Genomic DNA, 24,757 nt, shown 5'->3' with positions numbered 1-24,757 from the left:
TCGCGGGGGCTCTACTCGGCGTCCCGCTCGCCGACGACCCACTTGTGCGAGTAGCTCTCCCCGCAGGTGCAGTGGGCGTACGCGTGGACCACGTCGCCCTCGGCGTAGAGGCCGCCGACCTCCTCGTTTTGCGCCTCCGCGAACGCGAAGACGAACCGGATCTCGTGGTCGTCGTCGGGTGCCTCCTCGGCGAACGGGCACGTCCCGTCGTCGAGCGAGCCGGCGATCTCGCCCTCCGCGCCCATCGCCGTCTTCGCGAACTCCATCGCTCCCATCCCCGTGCCGGCCTCGAACGCGGACCGCCCGGTCTCGCCGTCGAGGATCAGTCGGACCCCGCCGTCCGTCTCGGTGCCGACGCTGCGGAGTCGGGAGTCGTCGTCGAGGTACGCGTCGCTCAGGTAGAAGACCACGTCGTCGAGCCGCTCGCCCGCGAGGAACTCGTCGAGGTTGCTCATGCCGGCAAGAGGCGCGTGAGCGGTAAAAGGGGTGCGAGTCCCGTTCGTCGCTGGACTGATGCCGAATTGCGTGGAATCGGGGTAACTGTTAATACGTACCACTGAGATCCGTCCCCTGATGAGTGCGCAAACGCCATCTGGAGACCGGCTCGTAGAGTGGGCGGAGCTGGTCGACGAGGACGTGCCGGAGGAGTTCCGAGAGGAGCGCTCCGGCGACCGATAACTTTCACCCCGCTTCGCGAAGGCTTTAGGCCGGTGCCGGCCAAGCACCGCCGATGGCGACCGAGGCCGCCGGCATCGACAGACCCCTGCTCGTCGACGACTTCCTCCAGGAGCGCCGTTACCAGCTCCAACTGGCGGACGCCGCCGCCGACGAACACACCCTCGTCTGTCTCCCGACCGGCCTCGGCAAGACGACGGTCAGCCTGCTCGTCACCGCCGAGCGCCTCCACGAGGCGGGCGGGAAGGCGCTCTTCTTGGCCCCAACCAAACCCCTCGTCCAGCAGCACGCCGACTTCTACCGAGAGGCGCTCTCGGTTCCGGACGACGAGATCGTCGTGTTCACCGGCGACGTGAAGCCGGACGACCGCGCCGCGCTCTGGGACGACGCCCGGATCGTGATCGCGACCCCGCAGGTCGTCGAGAACGACCTGGTCGGCAACCGGATCTCGCTGCGCGACGTGACCCACTGCACCTTCGACGAGTGCCACCGCGCCACCGGCGACTACGCGTACGTCTACATCGCGGAGCGCTACCACGCCGACGCGGCCGATCCGCTCGTCACCGGGATGTCGGCCTCGCCCGGCGGCGACACCGAGGAGATCGAGACGGTCTGCGAGAACCTCGGGCTCGTGAACGTCGAGGTGATGACCGAGGAGGACGCCGACGTCGACGAGTACACCCACGACACCGACGTGCGGTGGGAGCAGGTGACGCTCCCGGACGAGGTCCTCGACATCCGTGACGCCCTCAACGAGGTGATCACCGACCGACTAGAGAAGCTCAAGTCGCTCGGCGTGACGAACACGACGAACCCCGACCTCTCGCAGAAGGACCTCAACAAGATGCGGGGGCAGCTCAAGCAGATGATGGACAACGATCAGTCGGCCGGGTACAAGGGGATGAGCACCCACGCCGAGGTGATGAAGCTCCGCCGCGCCACCGAGCTGGTCGAGACCCAGTCGGTCGAGTCCGTCCGGCGCTACTTCGAGCGCCAGCGCGAGGCCGCCCGCTCGTCGGGCGCGTCGAAGGCGAGCCAGCGGATGGTCGCGGACCCGAAGGTGCGCGAGGCGATGCGGAAGGCCGAGTCGTTCGACGGGCTCCACCCGAAGTTCTCGAAGGCTCGGATCCTGCTGGCGGAGACGCTCGGGATCAACGAGGGCGAGCGCGCCATCCTGTTCACCGAGTCCCGCGACACCGCCGAGGCGCTCGTGGAGTTCCTCTCCGCGAGCTTCGACGTGCGGAAGTTCGTCGGCCAGGGCGACAAGGAGGGCTCCGACGGGATGAGCCAGACACAGCAGCAGGAGACGCTCGACGAGTTCAAGGACGGCGCGTTCGAGGTGCTCGTCTCCACGAGCGTCGCCGAGGAGGGCCTCGACGTTCCCGAGGTCGACCTCGTCTGCTTCTACGAGCCGGTCCCGACCGCGATCCGCTCGATCCAGCGCAAGGGTCGGACCGGCCGACAGGCCGAGGGGAAGGTGGTCGTCCTGATGGCCGAGGACACCCGCGACGAGGCGTTCTTCTGGATCTCCCGGCGCCGCGAGAAGAAGATGGCCAGCCAGCTCGCGGAGCTGAAGGAGGCCACCGACGACATCGAGGAGACCGTCGGCGACGACGGGCAGGCCGGGCTCGACGCGTTCAGCGGCGGTTCCGGGGATTCCGCCGACGACGACGCCGAGGCAGAGATCGATGACGACGAGAGCGCCGAAGCGAGCGACGACGAGGACGCCGGCCTCACCGACTTCGCGGAGGAAGCGCGGAACGGGGACGCCGACGGAGAGGCGGACGACGCCGGATCCGAGGCCGAGACGAACGAAGGCGACGACGGCGTCGTCGCCACCGCCGGCGTCGACGAGGGCGTCGAGGTCGTCGTCGACCAGCGCGAGCTCGACTCCTCGATCGCGAAGGACCTCTCGACGCGCGACGGGCTCGTCACCCGGCTTGAGACGCTCGCGGTCGGCGACTACGTGCTCTCGGACCGCGTCGCCGTCGAGCGCAAGTCCGCGGCCGACTTCGTCGACTCGATGCTCGATTCCGATCGCTCGATGTTCGAGCAGATCGGCGAGCTCTCGCGGGCGTACGCCCGACCCGTGATGGTCGTCGAGGGGACGAACCTCTACGGCCAGCGCGACATCGACCCGAACGCGATCCGCGGCGCGCTCGCGTCGCTCGCGGTCGACTTCGACGTGAGCGTCCTCCGCACCGAGGGAGAGGACGACACCACCGAACTGCTGGCGACGATCGCCAAGCGCGAGCAGGAGACGCGCGACCGCGAGGTGAGCGTCCACGGCGAGAAGACGACGAAGACCCGCGCGGAACAGCAGGAGTACGTCGTCTCCTCCATCGCCGACATCGGGCCGGTCACCGCGCGGTCGCTCTTGGAGCACTTCGGCACCGTCGAGGCCGTGATGACCGCGAACGAGGACGATCTGCTCGAAGTCACCGGCGTCGGGCAGGTGACCGCGGAGCGCATCCGCGAAGTCGTCGGGAGCGAGTACGAGTAGTCGGCCCCTCCACCCGGACTGCCGGCGAGCCGGCTACTCGAACCCGCTCACCAGCGTCACGACCCACTGGCCGAGATCGTACTCCGACCTGACCTCCACGCGCGTCACCCACTTCACCCACTGGAACCCGCGGCGGTCGGGCGCGACCAACCGGGCGGGCGCGCCGTGGCCGTGGCTCAGTCGCTCGCCGCCGACGCGGGTCGCGAGCAGGGCGTCTCTGGCCTCGTCGATCGGGAGGCTCCAGCGGTACCCCGTCACCGAGACGAATCGCACGTACGCGTCGTCGTCGTCGAGTTCGCCCGCCGCGTCCAGCAGGTCGCCGACCCGGATCCCGCCCCACTCCTGGACCGTGTACCAGCCGCTGGTACAGTCGAGCAGGGCCTCCGTCTCGTGGCCCGCCGCCAGCTCGTCGGCCGTCAGCTCGACCGGATCGCTCACGAGCCCGTCGACCGCCAACCGGTAGGACTCCCGGTCGATCGGATCGGGGTCGTCGGCGACCCACGAGGTGATCGGGAACGCCCCGTTTCCGTCACCTTCGCGGGGCTGCGACCCGGTGAACCGCCGGTCCGCCCCGGCGGTGTCGAGGGCGTCGTTGACCCCCTGCTGGAGCCGGTACGTCGCCGCGCCCGCGGCCAGCAGGACGGCGTAGCGCACCGCCGTCCGGCGGCGCTCGAAGTCGACGCGGCGCGGGAGCCGGAACCGGGTCGTCGCGTGCGCGGCCACGAGCGGAACCAAGGCGAGGCCGAAGCCGACGTGGACCGAGAGGAGCGTCCAGTAGGAGAGCCGCATGTCGAGCCCGAAGACCCACGCGATCCCGGTCGAGAGCGCGCCGAGGGCGGCGACCAGCGTCAGGACCGACAGCGCGGTCGACCGCCGCCACAGATCGGGATCCGCGAGCCGGCGTCGGACCCGCGCGAGCTTCCACGCGAGCAGGGCGATAATTCCGATCCCGAGCGCGCGGTGGAGCCAGAACAGCGGCCACCCCTCGGGGACGCCCACCGTGAACGAGACGAGACCGGTGACGGCCTCGGCGACGACGAACGCGAACAGCGACCAGTCGACCGCGCGCGGCGGCGGCTCGACGCGGTCGAGCGCGTCGCGGAGCCTCCCGGCGATCCCGGATCGCGTACCCATCTCGACCCTGTTACGTGCTACCGAGACAAAAGGGCACAGTTCGAACGCCCCGCGCCGCCGCTCGTCGGCTACAGCTCGTACACTTCCCCGTCCACCGCCAGCGGCTCTTCGAACGCCTCGTCTGGCGGGTAGTAGTGCGCGAGGTGGACGAGGCGGGTTCGGTCGGCGTCCAGCTCGTCGGCGAGCGCGAGCGCGCCCTCCCGGGTCATGTGCTTCGTGCCGAACGTGCGGGGGACGCTGTCGGGTCCCTCGTGGCGTCCGCCGATCGGGTGGTGCTCGCAGAGCGACGCGGGGACGATGGCGTCGGCGAGCAGGAGGTCGGCGTCGGACAGCGCCTCCCGAGACCGCTCCGGCACGTCGTAGCTCGTGTCGCCCGTGAGCGCGAGCGTCCCGCCCGTCGCGGGGTCTTCGATCACGACGCCGTAACACAGGAGCGGCGGGTGGTCGACGGGGACGAACCGGACCTCGAACCCGCACGTCTCGAAGGGCTCGAACGGCTCGCGGGAGTGGACGCCGATCCGGTCTTCGAGGTAGTCGTACTTCGCGCGGATCGTCTCCGCGACGCTCTCGTCGGTCGCGGGGTCGGTCTCCGACGGCGCGTGGACGGGGAGCCCGTCGACCAGTCGGTAGACGTTGCCGAGCCCGTCGAGGTGGTCGAAGTGGATGTGCGTCACGAGCCCGGCGTCGGGCAGCGACACGTCGTGATCGAGGAACTGGCTCCGGAAGTCGGGGCTGAAGTCGACGAGAAGCGACTCGCCCGTGCGCTCGTTGGCGACGTGGACGGAGAACCGCGAGCGCGACACCCCGCGCTCGCGCGCCGCGGCGCAGGTGTCGCAGTCGCAGCCGACCGTCGGCGTCCCGGTGGTGTCGCCGGTGCCGAGGAGGGTGACCCGCATCTCGGATCGGCGTCGGCGTCCCACCGACTTAGCGTCCGTGGTCGCCCCGCCGGATCTGGTGGTCGCGTGCGCGGCGCCGGTCGGCGGCCGCGACGCGGCGCCGGCGACCTCCGCGCCCCGATTTATAAGCCTCTCAGCACCGACGCTTCGGTATGCACGACGCTCGCGACCTCGTCCTCGCGCGGCTTCCCTCGGGGGTCCCGATCCGCACGACCGTTCACGTCTACGGCGAGGGGGACCTCGTCGACGGCCCGGACGGTCCCGAACTCGACGTTCCCGCCGGCGGCGGCCCGGTCGTCTACGCGCAGGCGGCCCAACACGGCCGGGAGGTGAACGGGACGGCGGCCCTCCGGCGGCTCCACGAGCGGCTGACGGGAGCGAGCGAGGACGCGGTCGACGCGGAACTCGCCGGAACCCTCGTCACCGTCCCGGTCGCTGACCCGCTCACCTTCGACCGCGTCTCGTACACCACCCCGGAGTCGCTCGACGCGATCCACTCGAACATGAACCGCTGCTGGCCCGGCGACGCCGACGGGACCCTCCACGAGCGGATGGCGGCCCGGCTGTGGCGGTTCGCGAGCGCGGCGGACGCGGTCGTCGACCTCCACACCGGCTCGCCCGCGATGCTCACCCACGCGGTGTACATGCGCGGCGACGCGGCCTGCCGGGGGCTCGCGGAGGCGTTCGGCACCGACCTCCTGCTCGCGGAGGCCGCGGGCGACGATCGCAAATCGGAAGATTTGCGAGCCAATCAGAACTCGACGAGTTCTGATGACGAGGCGGACGCGGAGTGGACCGAACGCGGCTTCGCGGGCAAACTCCGCGTCGCCGCCACCCGGGAGGGGATCCCCACGGTCACGCCCGAACTCGCGCACAGCCGCGAGGTCGTCCCCGAGGCGGTTGCCGCCGGCGTCGACGGGATGCTCGGCGTGCTCCGCCACGAGGGACTTCTCCCCGGAAAGCCGGCGCCGTGGGACGGGACGGTCGCGCGGAACCACCTCGGGCGCGTCGAGGCCGCCGAGTCGGGGCTGTTCACCCCGGAGCGCGGTCTGTCGGTCGGCGACGAGGTCGCGGCGGGCGACCCGCTCGGCGTCGTTCACGACCCGACGACCTTCGAGTCCCTCCAGACCGCCGCGGCCGACCGCGACGGGATCGTCTACTCGATCGCCCGCGAGGCGACCGTGACCGCGGGCGCGACGCTCGTGGGGGTGGCAGAGCGGCTGGAGGAGTGACCTGACGCGGAAGAACGGTTTTCGTCGTCGCTCTAGGGCCGCCGCACCCGGATCGTCCCCGTGGCGTCGACGGTGACGAACAGCCGGTCGCGCACCTCGCGCCCGTGGACCGCGTCGCCCGCCCCCTCGCCGATCGTCTTCATCAGGTCGGGCGCGGTCTGGTTCACCTTCACGCCCGCCTCGTCGCAGGCGTCGTACACGCGCTTCGGCGCGTCGTAGAGGTCGGTCCCCGCCTCGATCTCGACGCGGACCGGGGCGGCGAGCGCCTCCGCGAACGCCACTGTCTCGCGGGCGCTCGCCACGTTGTCGCGGGCGCTGGCCTCGACGCTGGAGACGTTGGCGCGCGACGTGCCCAGCCGGTCCGCGATGTCGGACTGGCGGAGCCCCCGCTCGCGGAGGGCCAGCACCTCGGCCTGTCGGCGGGTGAGGACGCTCTCGTCGGCGTCGAACCCCGCGCGCTCCAACAGCGCCTCGGCGTCGATGTCGTCAGGATCGGGGTCCGGACCGGGATCGGAGGCCCCGTCGTCTGCGACCATACGCGTCGTCAGGGGACGCGCGCTCAAAAAACGGCGGTTTCGGCGAGGCTGGATGGAACGGTGAGGCCGAAACGAGATGCGAAACGAGATGCGAATCGGCGGATATCGGCGGCGTCCGGACTGTCCGTGGGGTGGGGCCGCCCCCGAGACGCACCTACTTGCCCCAGAAGTTCTCGCGGCTGCCGAGCCGCTCGCGGTCGGGGCGGTCTCGGCGCCGGCCGCCCTCGTCGTCCTCGTCCTCGTCCTCGTCTTCGTCGCCGCCGGCGTCAGCAGCGTTTTCGGGGCCGTCATCGTCGTCCTCCTCCGGGTCGTCGGGGAGGCGTTCGACGACGTCCTGTGCGGTCGCGTGGCTCGATTTCACGCGATGGATCCGGACCTCGGCGCGCGCCGGGGGAAGCAGGCCGTCGACGAGGACGATGAAGCCGTCGTCGGTGCGGCCGACGCCCGCGCCGCTCTCGTGGATGTCGTCGACCTCGACGACGACCTCTTCGCCGGGCTGGACCGGCTGCTGTTTCAGCTCGTAGATGGGCATGTCGTAGTGGTTACACCACTCCGCGCCGCCCTTGTTGCCGTAGTGTTGACACCCCATCCCCTCGATTCGTTCGTCGAAACTGGGGCAGTCGTCGGCGAGTGGACAGTCCGCCATACCGTAGGGGAGACCGGCCGCCGTTGTAAACGTTTTCGACTGACGGGGGGAAAATCCGACGTATCGGCGTTTCATCCGGGTGAGCGGCGGCTGGCCAGGCTGTCCGATTCCGCTCAGCGCCGGCTCACAGGAACTCTCGGACCTCCGAGTACCACATGTCGTGGTGATCGACCGCGTCGACCGCGTCCGCCACGTCGACCGCGATCGCGTGCCAGCACCGCTCGGAGGGGTCGTCGGCGTCGAGGTTGTACGTCGCGTCGGCGCAGTTGCACTCGCCGTCCTCGACCACGTACTCGTCGTCGTGGCCGACGACGACGGTGAAGTCGCGGTAGCGTTTCACCCGTCCCTCTCCGACCGCCTCGATCGCGCGTTTCCCGCGGTCGCCGTGCTCGTCGACGACGGCCGCGGCGATCGGGCCGGTCAGTTCCCCGGCCTCCGCGATCGCCGCCTGCCAGTCGTCGACCGACTCCATGTCGCCCCCTTTTCGGGCGTTCGGTTAAACACCGTCGGTCAGGACGGTCCCTCTGCCCCGACGCGTGGTTTCAAGCCGCTCGCCCGCCTTCGTCCGATATGGTTGAAGCGTGTCCACACTTGACGTATCGCGAGGCGGGTGACGGGGCCACCTTCGACGGGGCCGACTTCGGCGAGCCCCGAGCGTTCTGTACCGTGACGGAGTCGTTCGTCCAACCCATGCGCGCCGACATCTGCAACGCTCGATACGGCCTCGACCCGGAGACGGACTGCGAGTTCTACGTCGAGCCGGAGTCCTCGTCTGACGAAACCGAGCGCCCCGACGCCGATCGATGACCTACGACGACTGTCTCGGCGGAAAGCCGGTCGTCGTCACCGCGGCGCTGACGGGCGGCGTCCACGGCAAGGAGGCTCATCCCGACCTCCCCGAGACCCCCGAGGAGATCGCGGCGGCCGCGGCGGCCTGCGAGGACGCGGGCGCGAGCGTGCTTCACCTCCACGCGCGCCGCGACAACGGCGAGCGCGCCTTCTCGACCGAGCGCTTTCAGGAGGTCGCCGACGCGGTCCGCGACGCCACCGACGACGCGGTCCTCCAGCACTCCACCGGCGGGACCGGCGCGCCCGACGCCCTCCGACACGAGCCGCTGCGGACCGATCCCGCGCCGGAGATGGCGTCGCTCGACATGGGACCGCTCAACCGCTACGATCGGCTCACCTCGGAGAACACCCGGGAACTGGTGGCGTCGCTGCATTCGGAGATGCGCGAGCGCGACATCAAACCCGAACTGGAGGTGTTCAACGACGGCCACCTCAACGAGTCGCTGGCGATCCTGGACGACCTCGATGAGCCGCCGTATCTCAACTTCCTGTTCGGCGGTGGGACCACGTCGCCGCCGCACCCGCGGAACCTGATGAACCGGGTCGAGGCGCTCCCCGAGGGCGTCGAGTTCAACGTGATCGGGTTCGGCCCCCACCAGCTCCCGCTGACGACGCAATCGATCCTCCTCGGGGGGCACGTCCGGGTCGGACTGGAGGACAACCGGTACTACGAGGAGGGCGGACTGGCGAGCAACGAGCAGTTAGTGGCGCGAGCGGCGCGGATCGCAGAAGAGCTGGGCCGGCCGGTGGCGACGCCCGCGGAGACGCGGGAGATGCTGGGGTTACGGGGACGGTAGCCCTCCCTATTCCAGCACGATCAGCACGTCGCCCATGTCGACGCTGTCGCCCTCGCCGACGTGGACGCTCGCGACGGTGCCGCCGCGTTCGGCGACCACGTCGTTCTCCATCTTCATCGCTTCCAGCACGCAGACCACGTCGCCGGCGGCGACCTCGTCGCCCTCGTCGACGTCGACCGAGAGGATCGTCCCCTGCATCTCCGCCTCGATCGCCTCGCCGCCCTCGGCCACGTCGACGCCGCCGTCGTCGCCGCCGTCGTCGGACTTCGCCTGCGGGGGGCGCTGTTGGCCCCCGGCACCGGCGCCGCCCGCCCCGCCCTCCGGCACCGCGATCGCGGGCGCGCCGCGCTCCTCCAGTTCGACCTCGAAGCGCTTGCCGTTCACCTCGACGGTGAACTCGCGTTCGGACACCTCCTCGTCGTCGTCGCTCGCCGACGCCGACTCAGTGCCCCACTTCTCCTGTGCGTCGGCGACGAGGTCGGCGTCTAACTCCTCGTCGAGGTACTTCGTCGTGTGCGTGCCGTCGACGAACCGCTGGTCGTCGAGCATGAGCCGGTGGAACGGGACGATGGTGACGACGCCGTCGAGCTCGTACTCCGCGAGCGCGCGCTTCGACCGGGCGAGACACTCCTCGCGGTCCGGGGCCCACACGATCAGCTTCGCGATCATCGAGTCGTAGTCGGTGACGAGCTCGTCGCCCTGCCGGAGCGCGTCGTCGACGCGGACGCCGATCCCGCCCGGCGGGTCGTACGTGTCGAGCCGCCCCTCGTTGGCCGGCTGGAACTCCTTCGCGGCGTTCTCGGCGTTGATCCGGAACTCGATCGCGTGGCCCCCTAACTCGACGTCGTCCTGCGAGACCGAGAGGCCCTCCCCGGCGGCGACCCGGAGCTGCTCTTTCACGATGTCGATCCCGGTGAGCTCCTCGGTGACGGTGTGTTCGACCTGGATTCGCGTGTTGACTTCGAGGAAGTAGAACGGCGTGTCAGGCCCGAGCGGCTCCGACGGGTCGCGGTCCACGTCCTCCTCGACGAGGAACTCGACGGTGCCGGCGTTGGTGTAGTCGGCGGCGGCGACGCCGCGGCGGGCGGCCTCGCCGATCCGCTCGCGCAGTTCGTCGGAGAGCGCGGGGGAGGGACCCTCCTCGATCACCTTCTGGTGGCGGCGCTGGAGCGAGCAGTCGCGCTCGCCGAGGTGGACCACGTCGGCCTCGTCGAGGGACCGGTCGGCGTCGTCGCCCGCGTCCCCGTCGGGGTCGTCCGCGACGATCTGCACCTCGATGTGGCGGGGGTTCTGGAGGTAGCGTTCGAGGTAGACGGAGTCGTTCGAGAAGTAGGCCTCGCCCTCGCGCTTGGCGGATTCGAGCGCCTCCTCGGCCTCTCCGGCGCTTTCGACGACCTTCATCCCGCGGCCGCCGCCGCCTCCCTCGGCCTTGATCGCGACGGGATAGCCGTGTTCGTCGCCGAACTCGGTCACCGCGTCGACGTCGGTGACGGGCTCCGTCGTCCCGGGGACGATGGGCACGTCGGCGTCGTCCATCACGCGGCGCGCGTGGGTCTTCTCCCCGAGCCGCTCCATCGCGTCGCTGGAGGGGCCGACCCAGGTGATCCCGGCGGCGGCCTCGACGCGGGCCGCGAAGTCGGCGTTCTCGGCGAGGAATCCGTAGCCGGGGTGAATCGCGTCGGCTCCGGCCGCTCGCGCGGCGTCGACGACCGCCTCGCCGTCGAGGTACGAGTCGGCGGCGCGGGCGGGCCCCACGTTGTACGCCTCGTCGGCGTACCGGACGTGCCCCGCGTGTTTATCCGCGTCGCTGTAGACGGCGACGGTGTCGACACCCAACTCCGCACACGCGCGCATCACCCGAACCGCGATCTCCCCGCGATTCGCGACCAGAACCTTGTCGAACATTCCTGCACGTTGTTTCCACCATAGCCCACCTCATTCTATCGGTCCGTGACGACGATCGGTGACGACGATCGTCGTAACGTGTCGACGGTCGTCTCCCCGAGACGGTTAAGAGCCTGCCGCCCGCCATATCCGGACATGCTCTCGGCCGGAAATCCCTACGTGTTGCCGTCGGTGCTGGTCGCGGCGGGCGCGTACCTCGCCGCGACGCTTTTGACCGACGCATCGCTGCTCGTTCGGATAGGTATCCTCGCGCTCCTCGCGGGCGTCGTGCCGATCGTCCTCAACCGACTCCTCGATGGCGGCTCGGCGGAGGAGTGGCGCCCCGAGTCGATCGAGGACGCGGGGGACGGCGACGCCGACGAGTCGCGCGAGGTGTGAGCGCTCCGGCTCAGAACCGATCGGCGCGGCCGGCCGCGGTCCACGGGTCCGTCGGCGCGTCGACGGGAACGCGGACCGACCGGTTCTGCAGGCGGTCGACTCGACCCGCGAACGACCAGCGCTCGCCCTCCCAGTCCGGCTCGTCGTCCGCGGCGGCCGCAGCCGCCGCACGCTCGCCGTCCCGGAGGTGAGCCGCGACGGCGACGGCGATGGCGGCGGCCTCGGCGTCGTCGGCGTCGTCCGGGATCGACAGGCCGTCGAGGGCGACGCCGTCGTCACCGGACGGTGCGGCGTCGCCCGACCCGGATGCGGTCTCGTCCGATTCGGATGCGTCGGCCGCCATCAGATCGGGATGTTGCCGTGTTTCTTCTCGGGCGCCTCCGAGCGCTTCCCCTTCAGCATCTGGAGGTCGTCGATCAGCCGTGCGCGGGTCTCTGCGGGCTCGATCACGTCGTCGACGAAGCCCCGGTCGGCGGCGCTGTACGGGTTCGCGAACTCCTCGCGGTACTCGTCGATGAGCTCCTGCCGACGCGCGTCCGGGTCGTCGGCCTCGGCCAGCTCCTCGCGGTAGAGGACGTTGACAGCGCCCTTCGGCCCCATCACCGCGATCTCGGCGGTGGGCCACGCGTAGTTCACGTCGCCGCCGATGTGTTTCGACGACATCACGCAGTAGGCCCCGCCGTACGCCTTCCGGGTGATGACCGTGAGAAGCGGCACCGTCGCCTCCGAGAAGGCGTACAGCAGCTTCGCGCCGTGACGGATGATCCCGTTGTGTTCCTGATCGGTGCCGGGCATGAACCCGGGCACGTCCTCGAAGGTGAGGATGGGGATGTTGAACGCGTCACAGAAGCGGACGAACCGCGCGCCCTTCTGGCTCGACTCGATGTCGAGCGTGCCCGCGTTCACGCGGGGGTTATTGGCGACGATCCCGATCGAGTGGCCGTCGAGTCGACCGAACCCGATGACGACGTTCTTCGCGAAGTTCTCCTGCACCTCGAAGAAGGAGCCCTCGTCGACGACGCTGCCGATCACGTCCTTCATGTCGTACGGCTTCCGCGGCGCGTCGGGGACGATGTCGCCCAGCCCCTCGTCGGCGCGTTCGGGGTCGTCCCACGGCTCGACGCGGGGCGGGTCCTCGACGTTGTTGGCGGGGAGGTACGAGAGCAGCCGCGCGATGTCGTCTAACGCCTCCTCCTCGCTCTCCTCCGCGAAGTGCGCGACGCCGGAGGTCGAGGTGTGGGTGACCGCGCCGCCGAGCTCCTCGAAGCTCACCTCCTCGCCCGTGACGGTCTCGATGACGTCCGGGCCGGTGATGAACATGTGCGAGGTGTCCTTGACCATGAACGTGAAGTCCGTGATCGCCGGGGAGTAGACCGCTCCCCCCGCGCACGGGCCCATGATCGCCGATATCTGTGGGATCACGCCGGACGCCTCCGTGTTGCGCCGGAATATCTCCGCGAAGCCGCCGAGCGCCTCGACCCCCTCCTGAATGCGGGCGCCCGCGGAGTCGTTGAGCCCGACGACCGGCGCGCCCACGTCCATCGCCTTGTCCATCACCTTACACACCTTCTCGGCGAACACCTCGCCGAGCGACCCGCCGAAGACGGTGAAGTCGTGCGCGAAGACGAACGTCTTCCGCCCGTTCACCTCGCCGTACCCCGTGACGACGCCGTCACCGGGAATCTGCTGTTCCTCCATTCCGAACTTGTGGTTCCGGTGGGTTCGGAACCGGTCGAACTCGTGGAAGGTTCCGTCGTCGAGGAAGTAGTCGATGCGCTCGCGCGCGGTCATCTTCCCCTTCTCGTGTTGGGACTCGATCCGGTCTTCGCCGCCGCCGAGCGCCGCTCGCTCACGTCGCTCGCGGAGATCCTCGATACGGTCGTCCATCGTCACGCCGGACCACCCTGAGTCATTACCTCGTGGGTCGGCGAGCGGCATCAAAAGGGTTCCCCTACGCGACGTTCTCTCTTTCGACGCCCGTCGAACCGGTGTTGGTGGGTCGACGCGCGAACCGCCCGCACGTCCCCTGTCTCCGGTTCACACCCGGACCGGCGGTTCGACGCTTTTAAACCTCCGATGAACCACTTTCCGGTGAGACAGGCTTCGCCTGTTTCACTGACCCGTAGGAGCGACCTGCGTACTACGGAGGTGAAAATGGCAGACACAATACAAGAGGCCGTAACCCTCGCACTCGACGATGCGCCCGAGCGGAACTTCCGCGAGACCGTGGACATCGCGATCAACCTGCGAGATCTCGACCTCAACGATCCGTCGAACCGCATCGACGAGTCCGTCGTGCTGCCGGCTGGAACGGGGCAGGAGACACAGATCGTCGTCTTCGCGGAGGGCGAAACCGCCGTCCGCGCAGAGGAGGTCGCTGACGAAGTGCTCGACAGCGACGACCTCGAAGACTTAGGAGACGACGACGACCGCGCAAAGGATCTGGCCGGCGAGACCGACTTCTTCGTCGCAGAGGCCAGCCTGATGCAGGACATCGGTCGGTACCTCGGTACCGTCCTGGGTCCGCGCGGGAAGATGCCTACCCCACTACAGCCGGACGACGACGTCGTCGACACAGTCAACCGGATGAAAAACACCGTGCAGCTCCGGTCGCGCGACCGGCGCACGTTCCACACCCGTGTCGGTGCCGAAGACATGGGCCCCGACGCGATTTCGGACAACATCGACGTCATCATCCGGCGACTCGAAGCGAGCCTCGAGAAGGGGCCGCTCAACATCGACGGGATCTACGTGAAGACCACGATGGGTCCCGCGAAGGAGGTGCCCGTATGAGCTCGGTCCGCAAGACCGAGACGATCCCGCAGTGGAAACAGGAGGAGGTCGACGAGCTCGTCGACTTCATCGAGTCGTTCAACTCCGTCGGGATCGTCGGCGTCGCCGGCATCCCGAGCCGACAGCTCCAGGCCATGCGCCGCGAGCTGCACGGCTCCGCGGACGTCCGGATGAGCCGCAACACGCTCACCGTCCGCGCGCTCGAAGAGGTGAACGACGGCGTCGAAGAGCTGACCCAGTACGTCGCGGGTCAGGTCGCGCTCATCGGCACGAACGACAACCCGTTCGGTCTCTTCAAGCAGCTGGAAGCCTCGAAGACCCCCGCCCCGATCAACGCGGGCGAGGTCGCCCCCAACGACGTCGTCATCCCCGAGGGTGACACGGGCGTCGACCCGGGGCCGTTCGTCGGCGAGCTCCAGACGGTCGGCGCGGCCGCCCGCATCCAGGACGGCTCGATCATGGTCACCGAGGACTCCAAGGTCCTCGAAGAGGGCGAGGTCGTCGACGACGACCTCGCGAACGTCCTGACCGAGCTCGGCATCGAGCCGAAGGAAGTCGGGCTCGACCTCAAGGGCGTCTACTCCGAGGGCGTCCTGTTCGAGCCGGACGAGCTCGAAATCGACGTCGACGAGTACGAAGCGGACATCCGCTCGGCGGCCGCCGCCGCGCGAAACCTCTCGATCAACGCCGAGTACCCGACGGCCGCCACGGTCGGAAGCCTTCTCGCGAAGGCGTCCGGCGAGGCGAAGTCCGTCGGGCTGTTCGCGGAGATCGAGAGCCCGGACGTCGTGCCCGACCTCATCGGGAAGGCCGACGCCCAGCTCCGCTCGCTCGCGGCCCAGATCGACGACGAGGAGGCGCTCCCCGAGGAGCTGCAGGGCGTCGAAGCCGCCCCGGCTCCCGAGACGGACGACGCCGACGAGGAGGAACAGGCGGAGGAAGAAGACGACACGGACGACGCTGAGGCGACCGACGACGACGCCGACGACGACGGCGGCGACGGCGGCGACGGTCTCGGCGCGATGTTCGGATAACACTACGAGGACACACCAATGGAATACGTTTACGCTGCGCTCATCCTGAACGAGACTGGCGAAGAGATCAACGAAGACAACGTCACCGGCGTGCTCGAAGCCGCCGGCGTCGACGTCGAGGAATCCCGCGTCAAGGCGCTCGTCGCCGCGCTGGAGGACGTCGACATCGAGGAGGCCGTCGAGACGGCCGCCGCGGCCCCCGCCGCCGGCGCCGCCTCGGGCGGCTCCGCGGACGCCGCTGAGGCCGACGAGGCCGACGAGGAGGAGGACGAGGAAGAGGAAGCCGCCGAGGAAGCGGCGGACGACGACGAGGAAGACGGCGACGGCGGCGAGGGCCTCGGCGAGCTCTTCGGCTAACGCCGGACGACCACCGAGACTCAGACCGCGTCGACGACTCTCGAACTCCACTTTTATCGAACCCGCTATCCGGAGTGATAACGCCGTCCGCGACTTTATATACCGATCTCGGGAACGGGGAGGTGATGAAGATCGTCGACGGCGACAAGGTCGAGTGCGATCGGTGCGAGTCGGTGTTCCCGATCGGAGCCGTCTCGCTGCTGGAGAAGGAGACGAACCGCGACTACGAGCGCGTGCTGTGCGAGGACTGTCTGGGGGCTGTCGGGGTCCCGAAGGGATACACGCTCCGCCGCGACATCAGTCACCTCGCCGGGTGAGCCTGGAGGCGGGGAACCCGTACCGGTCGCAGTCCGCGACGCTCCGGCCCGGACGGACCGACTCCGCGTAGACCGCCTCGACGACGGGCTCGTGGACGCCGTACTCGGCGTTCGTCGGGTACTCGGCGACGGCGCGTCCCTCCTCGGTCCGATAGGCGTCGGCGCGCTCGGCCGTGACTTCGACGACGACGAGCCGCTTCCCCGTCTCGCGGTCGCGGACGACCGTGCCCGGCTCGAACGCGTGCCGGTCACAGAGGTGCGCGCCGCCGGCGTCGAACGGGACGAACGTCTCCGCGCCGCAGACCGCGCAGGCGCCGACGCGCTGGTCGGGCGCGGGGACGGACGCCGCGGTCACCTCCATCGCGACGCGGCGGAGGTGCTTACAGCGTGAGTCGCGGATCGCGTGGTCCGGACAGGTGCAGGTGCCGGCGTCGAGCGCGACCACGTAGGTGCCGCCGTCGGTCTCGACGACGTAGCGTCGGTCGCGGAGCGGGCGGACCGTCATCTCCTCGGCGGCGGCGCGCGCGGAACGGTCGTCGGGTGTGTCGGGGGCGGCCGACGGTGGTGCCGTCGACGGCGTTGCGGACGGCTCTCGCGACGGGGCCTGTTCGGCGGCTGCTGACGCGGGTGTGTTTCGAGCGTGCGTCATGGATGATCGCGAGGGAGACCCTCGCTTCGCGCCGAAATAGGGGACGGAAACGGATAAGACCGCCGCTGAGACGGGTCGAACGGGCGATATTCTTCGTTCGAACTGTTTCCGCCGGATCGGTCACGACGACCTCGCCGCCCTCATCGAAGTCCTTTTTTAGCGGCGACGGAAACTCGCGGACATGGAAATCGACGCGGAGCTTCGTCGGCAGATCGCGGTCTCTCTGTCCGCGGCCGCGGTCTTCGTCGCCGGACTGGTCGGGATCGGGGTCGCGTTCGGCGGTCCCGACGGGCTGCCGGAGACCGGTGCGATCGCCCTCGTCGCGCTGCTCGCTGCGTTCGTCCTGTTAATGGCGCTCGTCGGTGCGTACCTCATCCGCGCGAACGGCGACGACGCGTAGGGCGGCTACTCGCTCCCAGCTTCTGCCGCGTTCTCCTCCCGCCAGTCGGTGATCTCGTCGGCTTCGGCCACGCGCTGCTCGTAGTACGCGAGCGGGTCGGCGGCGACCTGCATGTGGTCCGCTTCGTTGTGACAGATCCCGTAGTTCGCCAGCGTCTCGCAGGTCGGCGGCGGGTACTGGCTCCCTCGGTCGTCGCTCAGGTACTCGGTCTGGTACCGGATCCCCTCGGCGTCGAGGCTCGTGTCGGCGCAGAACGCGACCACTTCGTCGGGACTCATGCCGATCCCGACGAGGAACGCCATCAGCGCGAACGACTCCGGCGGGGAGAGATCCGTGCCGCGCTCGGCCTTCTCGATCAGGTTCCGCATGCAGGGCGGGAACAGGTCGGGCGCGACCACGTCGACCGGGCCGGCGTAGGTGCGCTCGGAGAGCAACCGCTTGAGGTCCGCGACGCCGGACTCGAGCTCCGCGGCGATCCCCTCTCCCGCCGCCAGTTCGAACGGCAGCCCCTCGCGGACTCGGTCCTCGACCGCGGCTTCGAGCGCGTCCAGCAGCTCCTCGCGGGAGACGCGCACCTCGCCGTCGGCGAGCGCGCGGTTGACGAGCCGCCACGACTCGCCCCACGAGGGCGACGTGAGCCGGAGGTACGGCCCCACGGCGATCCAGTAGTGCTCCGGGTCTCGGCCGGTGCCTGACTCGCTTCCGGTCGCGGTCGCACCGGCGGCTCCCACGTCCGATCGGAGGGACTCCGGTCGCACCGCGTCCGCGAGGTCGAACTCGGCGAGCACGTCGTCCAGCGCGACGGTCGGCGTCGACGTCGACCGCAGCTCGTCGTCTGTCGCGAGGTCTTCGCGGATACGGTCGATCGCGGTCGCGGCCTCGGCGGCGGCGTACTTCTCGATCGCGGGCTCGGAGTCTAAAAGCGAGACGAGGATCCGAGCGATGGGGTACGAGAGCAGCTCCGCCTGCACGTCGTACGCCGACTCGGCGGGGAAGGCGCCGCTCTCGGAAGCGATCGTCCCGTCCATCAGGGCCCGCTCGACGCGCTCTCGGGCGCGCTCGACCGCCGGCGCGTCGGCCGCGACGAGCTCCGGCAGCGACACCGCGGCGTCGGCGACCGCCTCACGGGCGGTCGCGAAGAACGGGTACTTGGCGTCGAGCGCGTCCATGTCCGGGCCGAGGTAGCAACGGGCGGCGAATAAGCGGTGCGGTCCGCGGCGGCGCGGACGGGATCAACGGGAGGTCAGAACTGCCCGCGGAGGTAGTGCCCGAGAACCCCGCCGACGATCCCGGACCCGAGCGTGTAGGCGGCGGCGACCCCGACCACTAACAGCGCGATGATCCCGAACTCTGCGGGCGCCCCGGCGAAGCCGAGGACGAACAGCAGGAAGAACACGATGGCCGCGAACGGCAGCGTCATCACGACCCCCGCGACCGTGCCCGTCTTGAGCGCGTCCGCCGTCCGGCCGCCACAGAGGTAGCCGGCGATCACGCCGCCGAGGACGGTGGCGAAGGGGACGAACGACAGCACCGAGCCGGCGATGCCGCCGACGAGCCCGTAGAGGAGCACGTCGACCAGGTCGGCGGGCGCGTCGTCTCCCGGTGTCAGGAAGTCGTTCGAGGCGGTGCCGCCTACGGCTTGGGAGGCAGCGTCGGCGGAATCGATGTCGTCGGTGGAGGTGGTGTCGTCGGGGACCATCGTTCGACTACTCCTCCTCACCCTCTTCGTCGATCGCCTCGTCGTCTCCCGGCTCCTCGACCGCGGCGCCGGGCGCGTTCGACTTCACGCTGTTGAGCCCCTGTTTCGCCTTCTGCTTGGAGGCGTACCCCTGCCCGCCGTCGGCGATGACGTTGCCGTTGGTGTGGCGGAGTCGCCAGCGGTAGTCGTCCGCCTTGTCGCGGAACAGCTCGAAGGTGGCGTTGCTCCCCCCCTCGTCGGGCGTCTCCTCGTCGCGGGAGACGTCGATCACGTGGGCGCCGGGCGCGTTCCGCTGGACGCTCTCGATGCCGGACTCGGCGTCCCGCTTGTCCGAGTACCCCTCGCCGCCGTCGGCGATGATGTTCCCGTTGTCGTGGACGAGCCGCCAGCGCCACTCGTCGGCGTTGTCCGCGTACAGCTCGAAGGTCCCCTTGCTCGCGGCGGCCTCGTCGTCGATCTGCCCCTCCGCCTCCGGCCACTCCATCTCGACCTCGAAGTGGACCGTCCCGTCCGCGCGTTCGAGTTCGATCTCGACCTCCTGTTTCGCGGCCGGATCGACCGTCACCGTGCCGGCGTCGTCGACGGGAACCGGCTCTCCGCGGCCGAGCGCCCGCGCGATGCGTCGGAAGTAGGTGGCAAGCGCCTGTCGGCTCCGCGACTGCCGCGACTCGTGAACGGTTTCTTCGGGCATACGGGAACCACGTCACGGCGAGCGCACAAAACGCTGTGGCCGATCCCGGCTCGTTCCGAGGACCGGGAGACTTCGGGCTCGGGCGGGTTCGAACCTCACTCACTCCGCTCGCCTCGCTCGCTCCGCTCGCCTCGCTCGCTCCGCTCCCTGCTTCGAACCCGCTCTCAAACAGTCACAACGGCGCCGCTCACGAGTTGTTCGCGGCGCCGATTAGTGGGCTCGGGCGGGTTCGAACTCGATGGCGAGACTCGCTTCGCTCTGTCTCTTATACACATCTCTGATGGCGCNAGAGATGTGTATAAGAGACAGCCTGGGGCTCGCGGATTGCTCGCCGCAGGAAGTGGGCTCGGGCGGGTTCGAACCGCCGACCTCAGCCTTGTAAAGGCCGCGTCATGACCAGCTAGACCACGAGCCCTCACGGTTTCAAACCCGCCGAGAGCGGAAAACGGTTTCTTTCTCCGGCGCGAGGATCGGCCGTGAACCGCCGTCTCCTCGCGATCGCCGGCGCCTCAGTCGCCCTCGCTCTCCTCCTCGCCGCCGCGATCGCGGTGAACCCGTCCCTCCTGATCGCCGGCTACGACACCGCGACCGCCGAGGCGGTCGACGGCGAGACGGGGGAGTCGCTCGCGACCGTCGAGGCGCGCGTCGCCGACGGCCTCGCCAAGCGGTACGTCGGCCTCTCCGAGACCGACGATCTCTCCGACGACGAGGGGATGCTGTTCGTCCACGACGAGGCGGGCGAACACGCCTACGTGATGCGGGACATGGCGTTCGCGCTCGACATCGTCTTCCTCGCGCCGAACGGAACCGTCACCGCGATCCGCGAGGCGGAGCCCGGATCGCGCCCGTACACTCGGTATCGCGGCACGGGGAAGTACGTCCTCGAAGTGCCGCGCGGTTGGAGCGAGCGCAACGGCGTCGACCCCGGCGATCGGCTCGTCTTCGATCTCGACTGATCTCCGACGCTCCCGCTCTCTCGCTTCGAGCCCGCTCCACCGCGACGAAACCGATTTGCCCCTCGCGGGCGTCGACCAAGTCATGAACGGCCTCCCCCGGCGGATCGCGTGGAACGTCCGCCACCGCTGGCGGCGGATCTTCGCGGTCCTCGTTGTCGGCGCCGGCGTCGCCGCCCCGTTTCTCACCGGGCTCTGGTGGTCGCTGCCGCTCGTCTGGTTCTTCGGCCTCTGCGTCGCCCTGCCCGTCCTCCACACGCTGACGAAGCCGGTGCCCGACGAGGACGGCGACGGCGACGACGCCGGCGCGCCCGACGACCCCGCCCTCCGCGCGCTCCGCGAGCGCTACGCCCGCGGCGAGATCGACGAGCGCGAGTTCGAGCGCAAGCTCGACCGACTGCTGGAGACCGAGGACGCCGAGACCGCCGACCGCGGCGACGCCGAGGACATCGCGGACCGCGTCCGCGACGGGCTCCGGCGCGAGGTCGATCGGGTTCGCGAGTAACCCAGACCGCTCGTGTCGCCCGGTTTACGCCGCGATAGCGGGTGTCTGACGTGTTCCTCTCGCCGGCGTGGCGCTCCTACCGGCGGCGTCGATCACCACGGCGCGGATCGGCGGCCGGACCGACCGATTCTTGAGCGCGTGGCCCGGAGGACGCGACATGGAGGGACCGCTATGGATCGACGCGCACGCCCCAGCGCTCGACGAGATCCGACAGGACGAGGCCCGCGAGCGGTTGGAGCGCGCGGTCGACCAGCCGATGAACCTCGTCGTGCAGGGACCGCCCGGCGTCGGGAAGACGGCGGCGACGCGGGCGCTGACGCGGGCGGCCCACGAGAACCCCGAGAGCGATCTGATCGAGATCAACGTCGCCGACTTCTTCGGTCGGACGAAAAAGGAGATCCGGACCGACCCCCGGTTCGAGGGGTTCCTGCAGGGCCGCAGCCGGATGGCGAAACGCGACATGATCAACCGCGTGCTGAAGGAGTCGGCGTCGTACGCGCCGATGTCGGGCGAGTACAAGACGGTGCTTCTGGACAACGCGGAGGCGATCCGCGAGGACTTCCAGCAGGCGCTCCGTCGGGTGATGGAACAGCACCACCGCACCACCCAGTTCGTGATCGCCACCCGCCAGCCGTCGAAGCTCATCGCGCCGATCCGCTCGCGGTGTTTCCCGGTCCGCGTGCGCGCGCCGACCACCGACGAGACGATCGACGTCCTCGAAACGATCTGCGAGCGCGAGGGCGTCGACTACGACGGCGACGGGCTGGAGTTCGTCGCCAGCGCGGCCGGCGGCGACCTCCGGGAGGCGATCCTCTCGGCGCAGGCGACCGCGGTGGAGGGCGACGAGATCACCATGTCGACCGCCTACGAGACGCTCGGTGAGGTCGGCGACGACGACGCGATCCGAGAGGCGCTCGCCGACGCCCGCGCCGGCGATCTGAAGGACGCGCGCTCGACCCTCGACGACCTTCTCGACGAGGGCGGGTACGACGGCGAGGAACTCCTCCGGGAGGCCCTGCGCGTCGCCCGCGCCGGCTCCGAGTACGGCGGCGACGACCTCGCGCGGCTCCACGTCCTCGCCGGCGAGGCCGACCTCGACCTCGTCGACGGGCTCGACGACCGGACCCATCTCACCCATCTGCTCGCGGCGTGGGCGGCGGGCCGCACCGAGCTCCGGCCGGACCTGCGGGACCCCGTGGAGGCCTGATCCATGGCCCGGAACCCCCCGCTCGCGACGGTGCTCCCCTTCGATGTCGTCGACGAGGCGTGGGGGCTGGCGCTCGCGCCCGCGCTCGCCGCCGCGGTGACGCTCCCGTTCCTCCCCCCGGTCGGAATCGGCCTGCTCGCGCTCGCGTTCGGGATCCTCTGGTTCCACCGCGACCCCGAGCGCGCGGCGCCCGACGGCGACGGGGTCGTCGTCTCGCCCGCCGACGGCACCGTGAGCGTCGTCCGCGAGGAGGGCGAGCGCCTTCGCGTGGGCGTGTTCATGAACGTCACCGACGTGCACGTCAACCGCGCACCGCTCGCGGGCGAGGTCCGCGAGGTGCGCCACCGGCCCGGCGCGAACCGCCCCGCCTTCGACAAGGAGTCCGACCGAAACGAGCAGGTCGCGATCGACTTCGGCGAGTACGAGCTGTTGGTCATCGCCGGCTGGTTCGCCCGGCGGATCCACCCCTCGGTCGAACCGGGCGACGCCGTCGACCGCGGCGAGCGCGTCGGCCACGTCTCGTTCGGTTCGCGGGCGGACGTGATCTTCCCCGCGGACGTCGACGAGAGCGACCTCCTCGTGAGCGAGGGGGACGCGGTGCGCGCCGGCGAGACGATCATCGCCGAGCGGGAGTGAGCCCGCGGCGACGCCGCCGATACCGACCCCCGATCTCCGACTCAGACCCCGAGCGCGTCGGCCAGCTCGTGGATCGACTCGATCGTGAGGTCCGGCTCACCCGCGAACGGCTCCCACGGCGCGCCTTTCCGGTCGACGCGGACCGCCTGCATCCCCGCGTGCGACGCGCCCAGCACGTCGAACCAGCCCGCGGTGACGTGGACGATCTCGTCGATCGGCGTCCCGGTCCGGGCGGCGCCGTGGCGGTACAGCTCGGCCGCCGGCTTGAACGTCTCCACCTCGTCGGCGCTTATCGTTCCGGCGACGATGTCGCCGATCTCGGCGTGTTCGACCATCGAGTCGAGCATCTCCGGGTTCCCGTTCGAGAGCACGTACGGCTGGTACCCCCCCTGGCGAAGACGCTCGATCCCCGACCGCACGTCGTCGAACACCTCCAGCTCGTGGTACACCGCGAGGATCTCGTCGCGCTCGGCGGGCGGCAGGTCGACGCCGTGAGCCGCCAGCGCGTGCGTCAGCGCGTCGCGGTTCATCTCGTAGAAGGGCTGGTAGGCGTCGATCGCGTTCGCGACGAACGTGTACGCCAGCGAGCGCGACCGCCAGAGCCGCGACACCGGCTCCGGGTCGGGGACACGGTCGGCGAGCGCCGCCTCGGCCGCCTCCACGTCGACGAGGGTGCTGTACGAGTCGAAGGTAACGGTCCGAACGCGGTCCGGGTCGAATGACATTCGGTCGCCCCTTTGGCGGCCCGTGTTATCATACCTCGTTCTGTCCGCCCGCCGCCCGATGGCGGGCGAGAGTCGTTATAAAACGAACGGCCCCTGCTGCCGGATCGGCTCGCCGTGCGGTCGGCCGGAGACGGCGACGAAGCGGAGCTCTTCGCCCTCGTCGCTCTCGACTATCACGTCCCGCGCGTCCGCGTTCGGGAGCACGTCGCCCGCGCTGAACTCGCGGGCGGCGTCGGCATCGTCGCCGGCAGCGTCCCTGACGGTCCCGCTCCCCTCGACGCCGTAGAGGAACCCGGTCCACTCATCGGGAATCTCCCACGTCCACCCGTCGGTGACGCGGACGTCGAGGTACTCCATCGGTGTGTGGAGTTCGATGGGGGAGCCCTCGCCCACGACGGTCGTGACTGTCGCGCCGTCGAGTTCACTCGTCGGAAGCTCCTCGGCGCTCGCGTCGACGTAGTCCGGGTCCGCCTCCTTCTCCTCGCGGGGGAGGTTCACCCACAGCTGGAGCCCGTTACAGGCCTCGCCGTCGGCGGGGAACTCGGAGTGACGGATCCCGCTCCCGGTGGTGATCCGCATCGCCTCGTCCTCGCGGGCGGTGTGCTCGACGCCGAGCGAGTCCGCGTGCTCCATCCCGCCTTCGATCATGTACGAGACGATCTCGAACCCCTTGTGCGGATGCATCGGGAACCCCTTGTCCGGGTCGATGTAGAACCGCTCGAACAGCACGAACGGATCGAGGTTGTCGGGATGGCCGTCCGTCGGGAACGCGCGGTCGGAGTTCACGCCCGTTCCGTGTCTGACCGTCTCGCCGGAGAGCGGCTCGACGCCGCCCGCGGTCGTCTCGTCCGGTGTCATACTCGATCTGATGAGTCCGGCACAGATAAGCCCCGCGCCGCCGGTAGCCGAGAATAGACAGATTGCGTATTGTTTTTCCCCAGATACAGTTTTGGAGGCGAATAACTGTATGATATAGTATTTAAGAAATAACAATATTGTTACTGAAATGCGCTACAGAGAACGTTCTTCCCCGTCCCGCGCATAGACAGGAATGTAACATGAGCTACGAACTCGATCCGCTGCCGTACGATTACGACGCGCTGGAGCCGCACATTTCCGAGCAGGTGCTGGAATGGCATCACGACACCCACCATCAGGGGTACGTGAACGGGTGGAACTCGGCCGAGGAGACGCTCGAGGAGAACCGCGAGGCGGGCGACTTCTCGTCGTCGGGCGGCGC

29 protein-coding genes, 1 tRNA gene and 1 pseudogene are annotated in these 24,757 nt (G+C 69.6%); 15 read left to right on the top strand and 16 right to left on the bottom strand.

Annotated features, from left to right (window positions below):
* Positions 1-11 precede the first annotated feature (11 nt).
* Positions 12-455: a DUF5807 family protein gene (locus C471_RS06885; RefSeq protein WP_004047412.1), complete on the bottom strand. Its 444-nt coding sequence runs from the start codon at positions 453-455 to the stop codon at positions 12-14.
* 275 nt (positions 456-730) lie between these two features.
* Here C471_RS06885 and C471_RS06880 point away from each other — a divergent pair, with 275 nt between their 5' ends.
* Positions 731-3,178 carry a DEAD/DEAH box helicase gene (locus C471_RS06880; protein ID WP_004047407.1) on the top strand — a complete coding sequence of 816 codons (2,448 nt, stop codon included), beginning with the start codon at positions 731-733 and terminating at the stop codon, positions 3,176-3,178.
* A 33-nt stretch (positions 3,179-3,211) separates the two neighbouring features.
* On the opposite strand, the gene C471_RS06875 is transcribed toward C471_RS06880, so the two are convergent.
* The gene (locus C471_RS06875; protein ID WP_004047404.1) at positions 3,212-4,312 is read right to left on the bottom strand and encodes a molybdopterin-dependent oxidoreductase; all 1,101 of its coding nucleotides are present in this window, start codon (positions 4,310-4,312) and stop codon (positions 3,212-3,214) included.
* Positions 4,313-4,380: 68 nt separating this feature from the next.
* Positions 4,381-5,208, bottom strand: coding sequence for an MBL fold metallo-hydrolase (locus C471_RS06870; RefSeq protein ID WP_004047402.1), 828 nt, complete (start codon positions 5,206-5,208; stop codon positions 4,381-4,383).
* A gap of 152 nt (positions 5,209-5,360) precedes the next feature.
* Here C471_RS06870 and C471_RS06865 point away from each other — a divergent pair, with 152 nt between their 5' ends.
* Entirely contained in the window at positions 5,361-6,440 is a 1,080-nt protein-coding gene (locus C471_RS06865) for a succinylglutamate desuccinylase/aspartoacylase family protein (protein ID WP_004047401.1), read from the top strand.
* Positions 6,441-6,472: 32 nt separating this feature from the next.
* On the opposite strand, the gene C471_RS06860 is transcribed toward C471_RS06865, so the two are convergent.
* The 3 genes from C471_RS06860 to C471_RS06850 all read right to left on the bottom strand — a co-directional run bounded on the left by C471_RS06860 (position 6,473) and on the right by C471_RS06850 (position 8,094).
* The gene (locus C471_RS06860; RefSeq protein ID WP_004047400.1) at positions 6,473-6,976 is read right to left on the bottom strand and encodes a Tfx family DNA-binding protein; all 504 of its coding nucleotides are present in this window, start codon (positions 6,974-6,976) and stop codon (positions 6,473-6,475) included.
* A gap of 154 nt (positions 6,977-7,130) precedes the next feature.
* Positions 7,131-7,622: a TRAM domain-containing protein gene (locus C471_RS06855; RefSeq protein ID WP_004047398.1), complete on the bottom strand. Its 492-nt coding sequence runs from the start codon at positions 7,620-7,622 to the stop codon at positions 7,131-7,133.
* 124 nt (positions 7,623-7,746) lie between these two features.
* A complete protein-coding gene (locus tag C471_RS06850) occupies positions 7,747-8,094 on the bottom strand; it encodes a hypothetical protein (protein WP_004047396.1) in 348 nt (115 codons plus the stop codon).
* A gap of 98 nt (positions 8,095-8,192) precedes the next feature.
* Between C471_RS06850 and C471_RS06845 the strand changes: the two genes are divergently transcribed.
* Both C471_RS06845 and C471_RS06840 read left to right on the top strand, forming a co-directional pair.
* Positions 8,193-8,429 carry a hypothetical protein gene (locus C471_RS06845; protein ID WP_004047394.1) on the top strand — a complete coding sequence of 79 codons (237 nt, stop codon included), beginning with the start codon at positions 8,193-8,195 and terminating at the stop codon, positions 8,427-8,429.
* Positions 8,426-9,268, top strand: coding sequence for a BKACE family enzyme (locus tag C471_RS06840; RefSeq protein ID WP_004047391.1), 843 nt, complete (start codon positions 8,426-8,428; stop codon positions 9,266-9,268). Before C471_RS06845 ends, C471_RS06840 begins: the two co-directional genes overlap by 4 nt.
* Positions 9,269-9,274: 6 nt before the next feature.
* On the opposite strand, the gene C471_RS06835 is transcribed toward C471_RS06840, so the two are convergent.
* Positions 9,275-11,173 carry an ATP-binding protein gene (locus tag C471_RS06835; protein WP_004047389.1) on the bottom strand — a complete coding sequence of 633 codons (1,899 nt, stop codon included), beginning with the start codon at positions 11,171-11,173 and terminating at the stop codon, positions 9,275-9,277.
* A gap of 135 nt (positions 11,174-11,308) precedes the next feature.
* Here C471_RS06835 and C471_RS06830 point away from each other — a divergent pair, with 135 nt between their 5' ends.
* Positions 11,309-11,551: a hypothetical protein gene (locus C471_RS06830; RefSeq protein WP_004047387.1), complete on the top strand. Its 243-nt coding sequence runs from the start codon at positions 11,309-11,311 to the stop codon at positions 11,549-11,551.
* Positions 11,552-11,561: 10 nt separating this feature from the next.
* On the opposite strand, the gene C471_RS06825 is transcribed toward C471_RS06830, so the two are convergent.
* Together C471_RS06825 and C471_RS06820 are read right to left on the bottom strand one after the other, a co-directional pair.
* Positions 11,562-11,894 (bottom strand): hypothetical protein, encoded by a 333-nt coding sequence (locus C471_RS06825; RefSeq protein WP_004047385.1) that lies wholly within the window; start codon positions 11,892-11,894, stop codon positions 11,562-11,564.
* A complete protein-coding gene (locus tag C471_RS06820; RefSeq protein WP_004047383.1) occupies positions 11,894-13,438 on the bottom strand; it encodes an acyl-CoA carboxylase subunit beta in 1,545 nt (514 codons plus the stop codon). The genes C471_RS06825 and C471_RS06820 overlap by 1 nt, the downstream gene beginning before the upstream one ends.
* A gap of 267 nt (positions 13,439-13,705) precedes the next feature.
* On the opposite strand from C471_RS06820, the gene C471_RS06815 reads away from it, so the two are divergent.
* From C471_RS06815 to C471_RS06800, 4 genes are all read left to right on the top strand, one after another.
* The gene (locus C471_RS06815; protein WP_004047381.1) at positions 13,706-14,344 is read left to right on the top strand and encodes a 50S ribosomal protein L1; all 639 of its coding nucleotides are present in this window, start codon (positions 13,706-13,708) and stop codon (positions 14,342-14,344) included.
* Complete coding sequence (locus C471_RS06810; RefSeq protein WP_004047379.1) at positions 14,341-15,378, top strand: 50S ribosomal protein L10; 1,038 nt, start codon at positions 14,341-14,343, stop codon at positions 15,376-15,378. Before C471_RS06815 ends, C471_RS06810 begins: the two co-directional genes overlap by 4 nt.
* Positions 15,379-15,396: 18 nt before the next feature.
* Positions 15,397-15,735: a 50S ribosomal protein P1 gene (rpl12p, locus tag C471_RS06805; RefSeq protein WP_004047377.1), complete on the top strand. Its 339-nt coding sequence runs from the start codon at positions 15,397-15,399 to the stop codon at positions 15,733-15,735.
* A 125-nt stretch (positions 15,736-15,860) separates the two neighbouring features.
* A complete protein-coding gene (locus tag C471_RS06800) occupies positions 15,861-16,052 on the top strand; it encodes a hypothetical protein (protein WP_004047374.1) in 192 nt (63 codons plus the stop codon).
* Here the strand turns inward: C471_RS06800 and C471_RS06795 are convergent.
* Complete coding sequence (locus C471_RS06795; RefSeq protein ID WP_004047372.1) at positions 16,033-16,557, bottom strand: hypothetical protein; 525 nt, start codon at positions 16,555-16,557, stop codon at positions 16,033-16,035. The genes C471_RS06800 and C471_RS06795 overlap by 20 nt on opposite strands.
* Positions 16,558-16,882: 325 nt before the next feature.
* On the opposite strand from C471_RS06795, the gene C471_RS06790 reads away from it, so the two are divergent.
* Complete coding sequence (locus C471_RS06790) at positions 16,883-17,101, top strand: DUF7472 family protein (protein WP_004047370.1); 219 nt, start codon at positions 16,883-16,885, stop codon at positions 17,099-17,101.
* A gap of 5 nt (positions 17,102-17,106) precedes the next feature.
* On the opposite strand, the gene C471_RS06785 is transcribed toward C471_RS06790, so the two are convergent.
* The 4 genes from C471_RS06785 to C471_RS06770 all read right to left on the bottom strand — a co-directional run bounded on the left by C471_RS06785 (position 17,107) and on the right by C471_RS06770 (position 19,906).
* Positions 17,107-18,270 carry a DNA primase large subunit gene (locus C471_RS06785; protein WP_004047364.1) on the bottom strand — a complete coding sequence of 388 codons (1,164 nt, stop codon included), beginning with the start codon at positions 18,268-18,270 and terminating at the stop codon, positions 17,107-17,109.
* Between the two features lie 74 nt (positions 18,271-18,344).
* Positions 18,345-18,800, bottom strand: coding sequence for a DUF5518 domain-containing protein (locus C471_RS06780; RefSeq protein WP_004047362.1), 456 nt, complete (start codon positions 18,798-18,800; stop codon positions 18,345-18,347).
* Between the two features lie 7 nt (positions 18,801-18,807).
* Entirely contained in the window at positions 18,808-19,491 is a 684-nt protein-coding gene (locus C471_RS06775) for an HVO_2922 family protein (RefSeq protein WP_004047360.1), read from the bottom strand.
* A 341-nt stretch (positions 19,492-19,832) separates the two neighbouring features.
* Positions 19,833-19,906, bottom strand: a tRNA-Val gene (locus C471_RS06770).
* A gap of 61 nt (positions 19,907-19,967) precedes the next feature.
* Between C471_RS06770 and C471_RS06765 the strand changes: the two genes are divergently transcribed.
* The 4 genes from C471_RS06765 (at position 19,968) to C471_RS06750 (ending at position 22,792) form a co-directional block, all read left to right on the top strand.
* Positions 19,968-20,447: a DUF192 domain-containing protein gene (locus C471_RS06765; protein WP_004047359.1), complete on the top strand. Its 480-nt coding sequence runs from the start codon at positions 19,968-19,970 to the stop codon at positions 20,445-20,447.
* Between the two features lie 82 nt (positions 20,448-20,529).
* The gene (locus tag C471_RS06760) at positions 20,530-20,949 is read left to right on the top strand and encodes an SHOCT domain-containing protein (protein WP_004047357.1); all 420 of its coding nucleotides are present in this window, start codon (positions 20,530-20,532) and stop codon (positions 20,947-20,949) included.
* A gap of 157 nt (positions 20,950-21,106) precedes the next feature.
* On the top strand, positions 21,107-22,156 hold the full coding sequence (locus C471_RS06755; protein ID WP_049909082.1) for an AAA family ATPase: 1,050 nt from the start codon (positions 21,107-21,109) through the stop codon (positions 22,154-22,156).
* Between the two features lie 3 nt (positions 22,157-22,159).
* Positions 22,160-22,792 (top strand): protein sorting system archaetidylserine decarboxylase, encoded by a 633-nt coding sequence (locus C471_RS06750; protein WP_004047353.1) that lies wholly within the window; start codon positions 22,160-22,162, stop codon positions 22,790-22,792.
* Positions 22,793-22,833: 41 nt separating this feature from the next.
* On the opposite strand, the gene C471_RS06745 is transcribed toward C471_RS06750, so the two are convergent.
* Both C471_RS06745 and C471_RS06740 read right to left on the bottom strand, forming a co-directional pair.
* Complete coding sequence (locus C471_RS06745) at positions 22,834-23,517, bottom strand: haloacid dehalogenase type II (RefSeq protein WP_004047351.1); 684 nt, start codon at positions 23,515-23,517, stop codon at positions 22,834-22,836.
* A 75-nt stretch (positions 23,518-23,592) separates the two neighbouring features.
* Positions 23,593-24,375: a pirin family protein gene (locus tag C471_RS06740; RefSeq protein ID WP_004047349.1), complete on the bottom strand. Its 783-nt coding sequence runs from the start codon at positions 24,373-24,375 to the stop codon at positions 23,593-23,595.
* Positions 24,376-24,575: 200 nt separating this feature from the next.
* Between C471_RS06740 and sod the strand changes: the two are divergent.
* Positions 24,576-24,757: pseudogene (gene sod / locus C471_RS06735) on the top strand (superoxide dismutase [Mn]); the annotation flags it as partial.

Origin of the sequence: Halorubrum saccharovorum DSM 1137 (genome assembly GCF_000337915.1) — an archaeon.
GTDB classification, from domain to species: Archaea; Halobacteriota; Halobacteria; order Halobacteriales; family Haloferacaceae; genus Halorubrum; species Halorubrum saccharovorum.
Note: the sequence above shows the minus strand (reverse complement) of the source record. Positions and strands in the feature narration are given on the sequence as shown.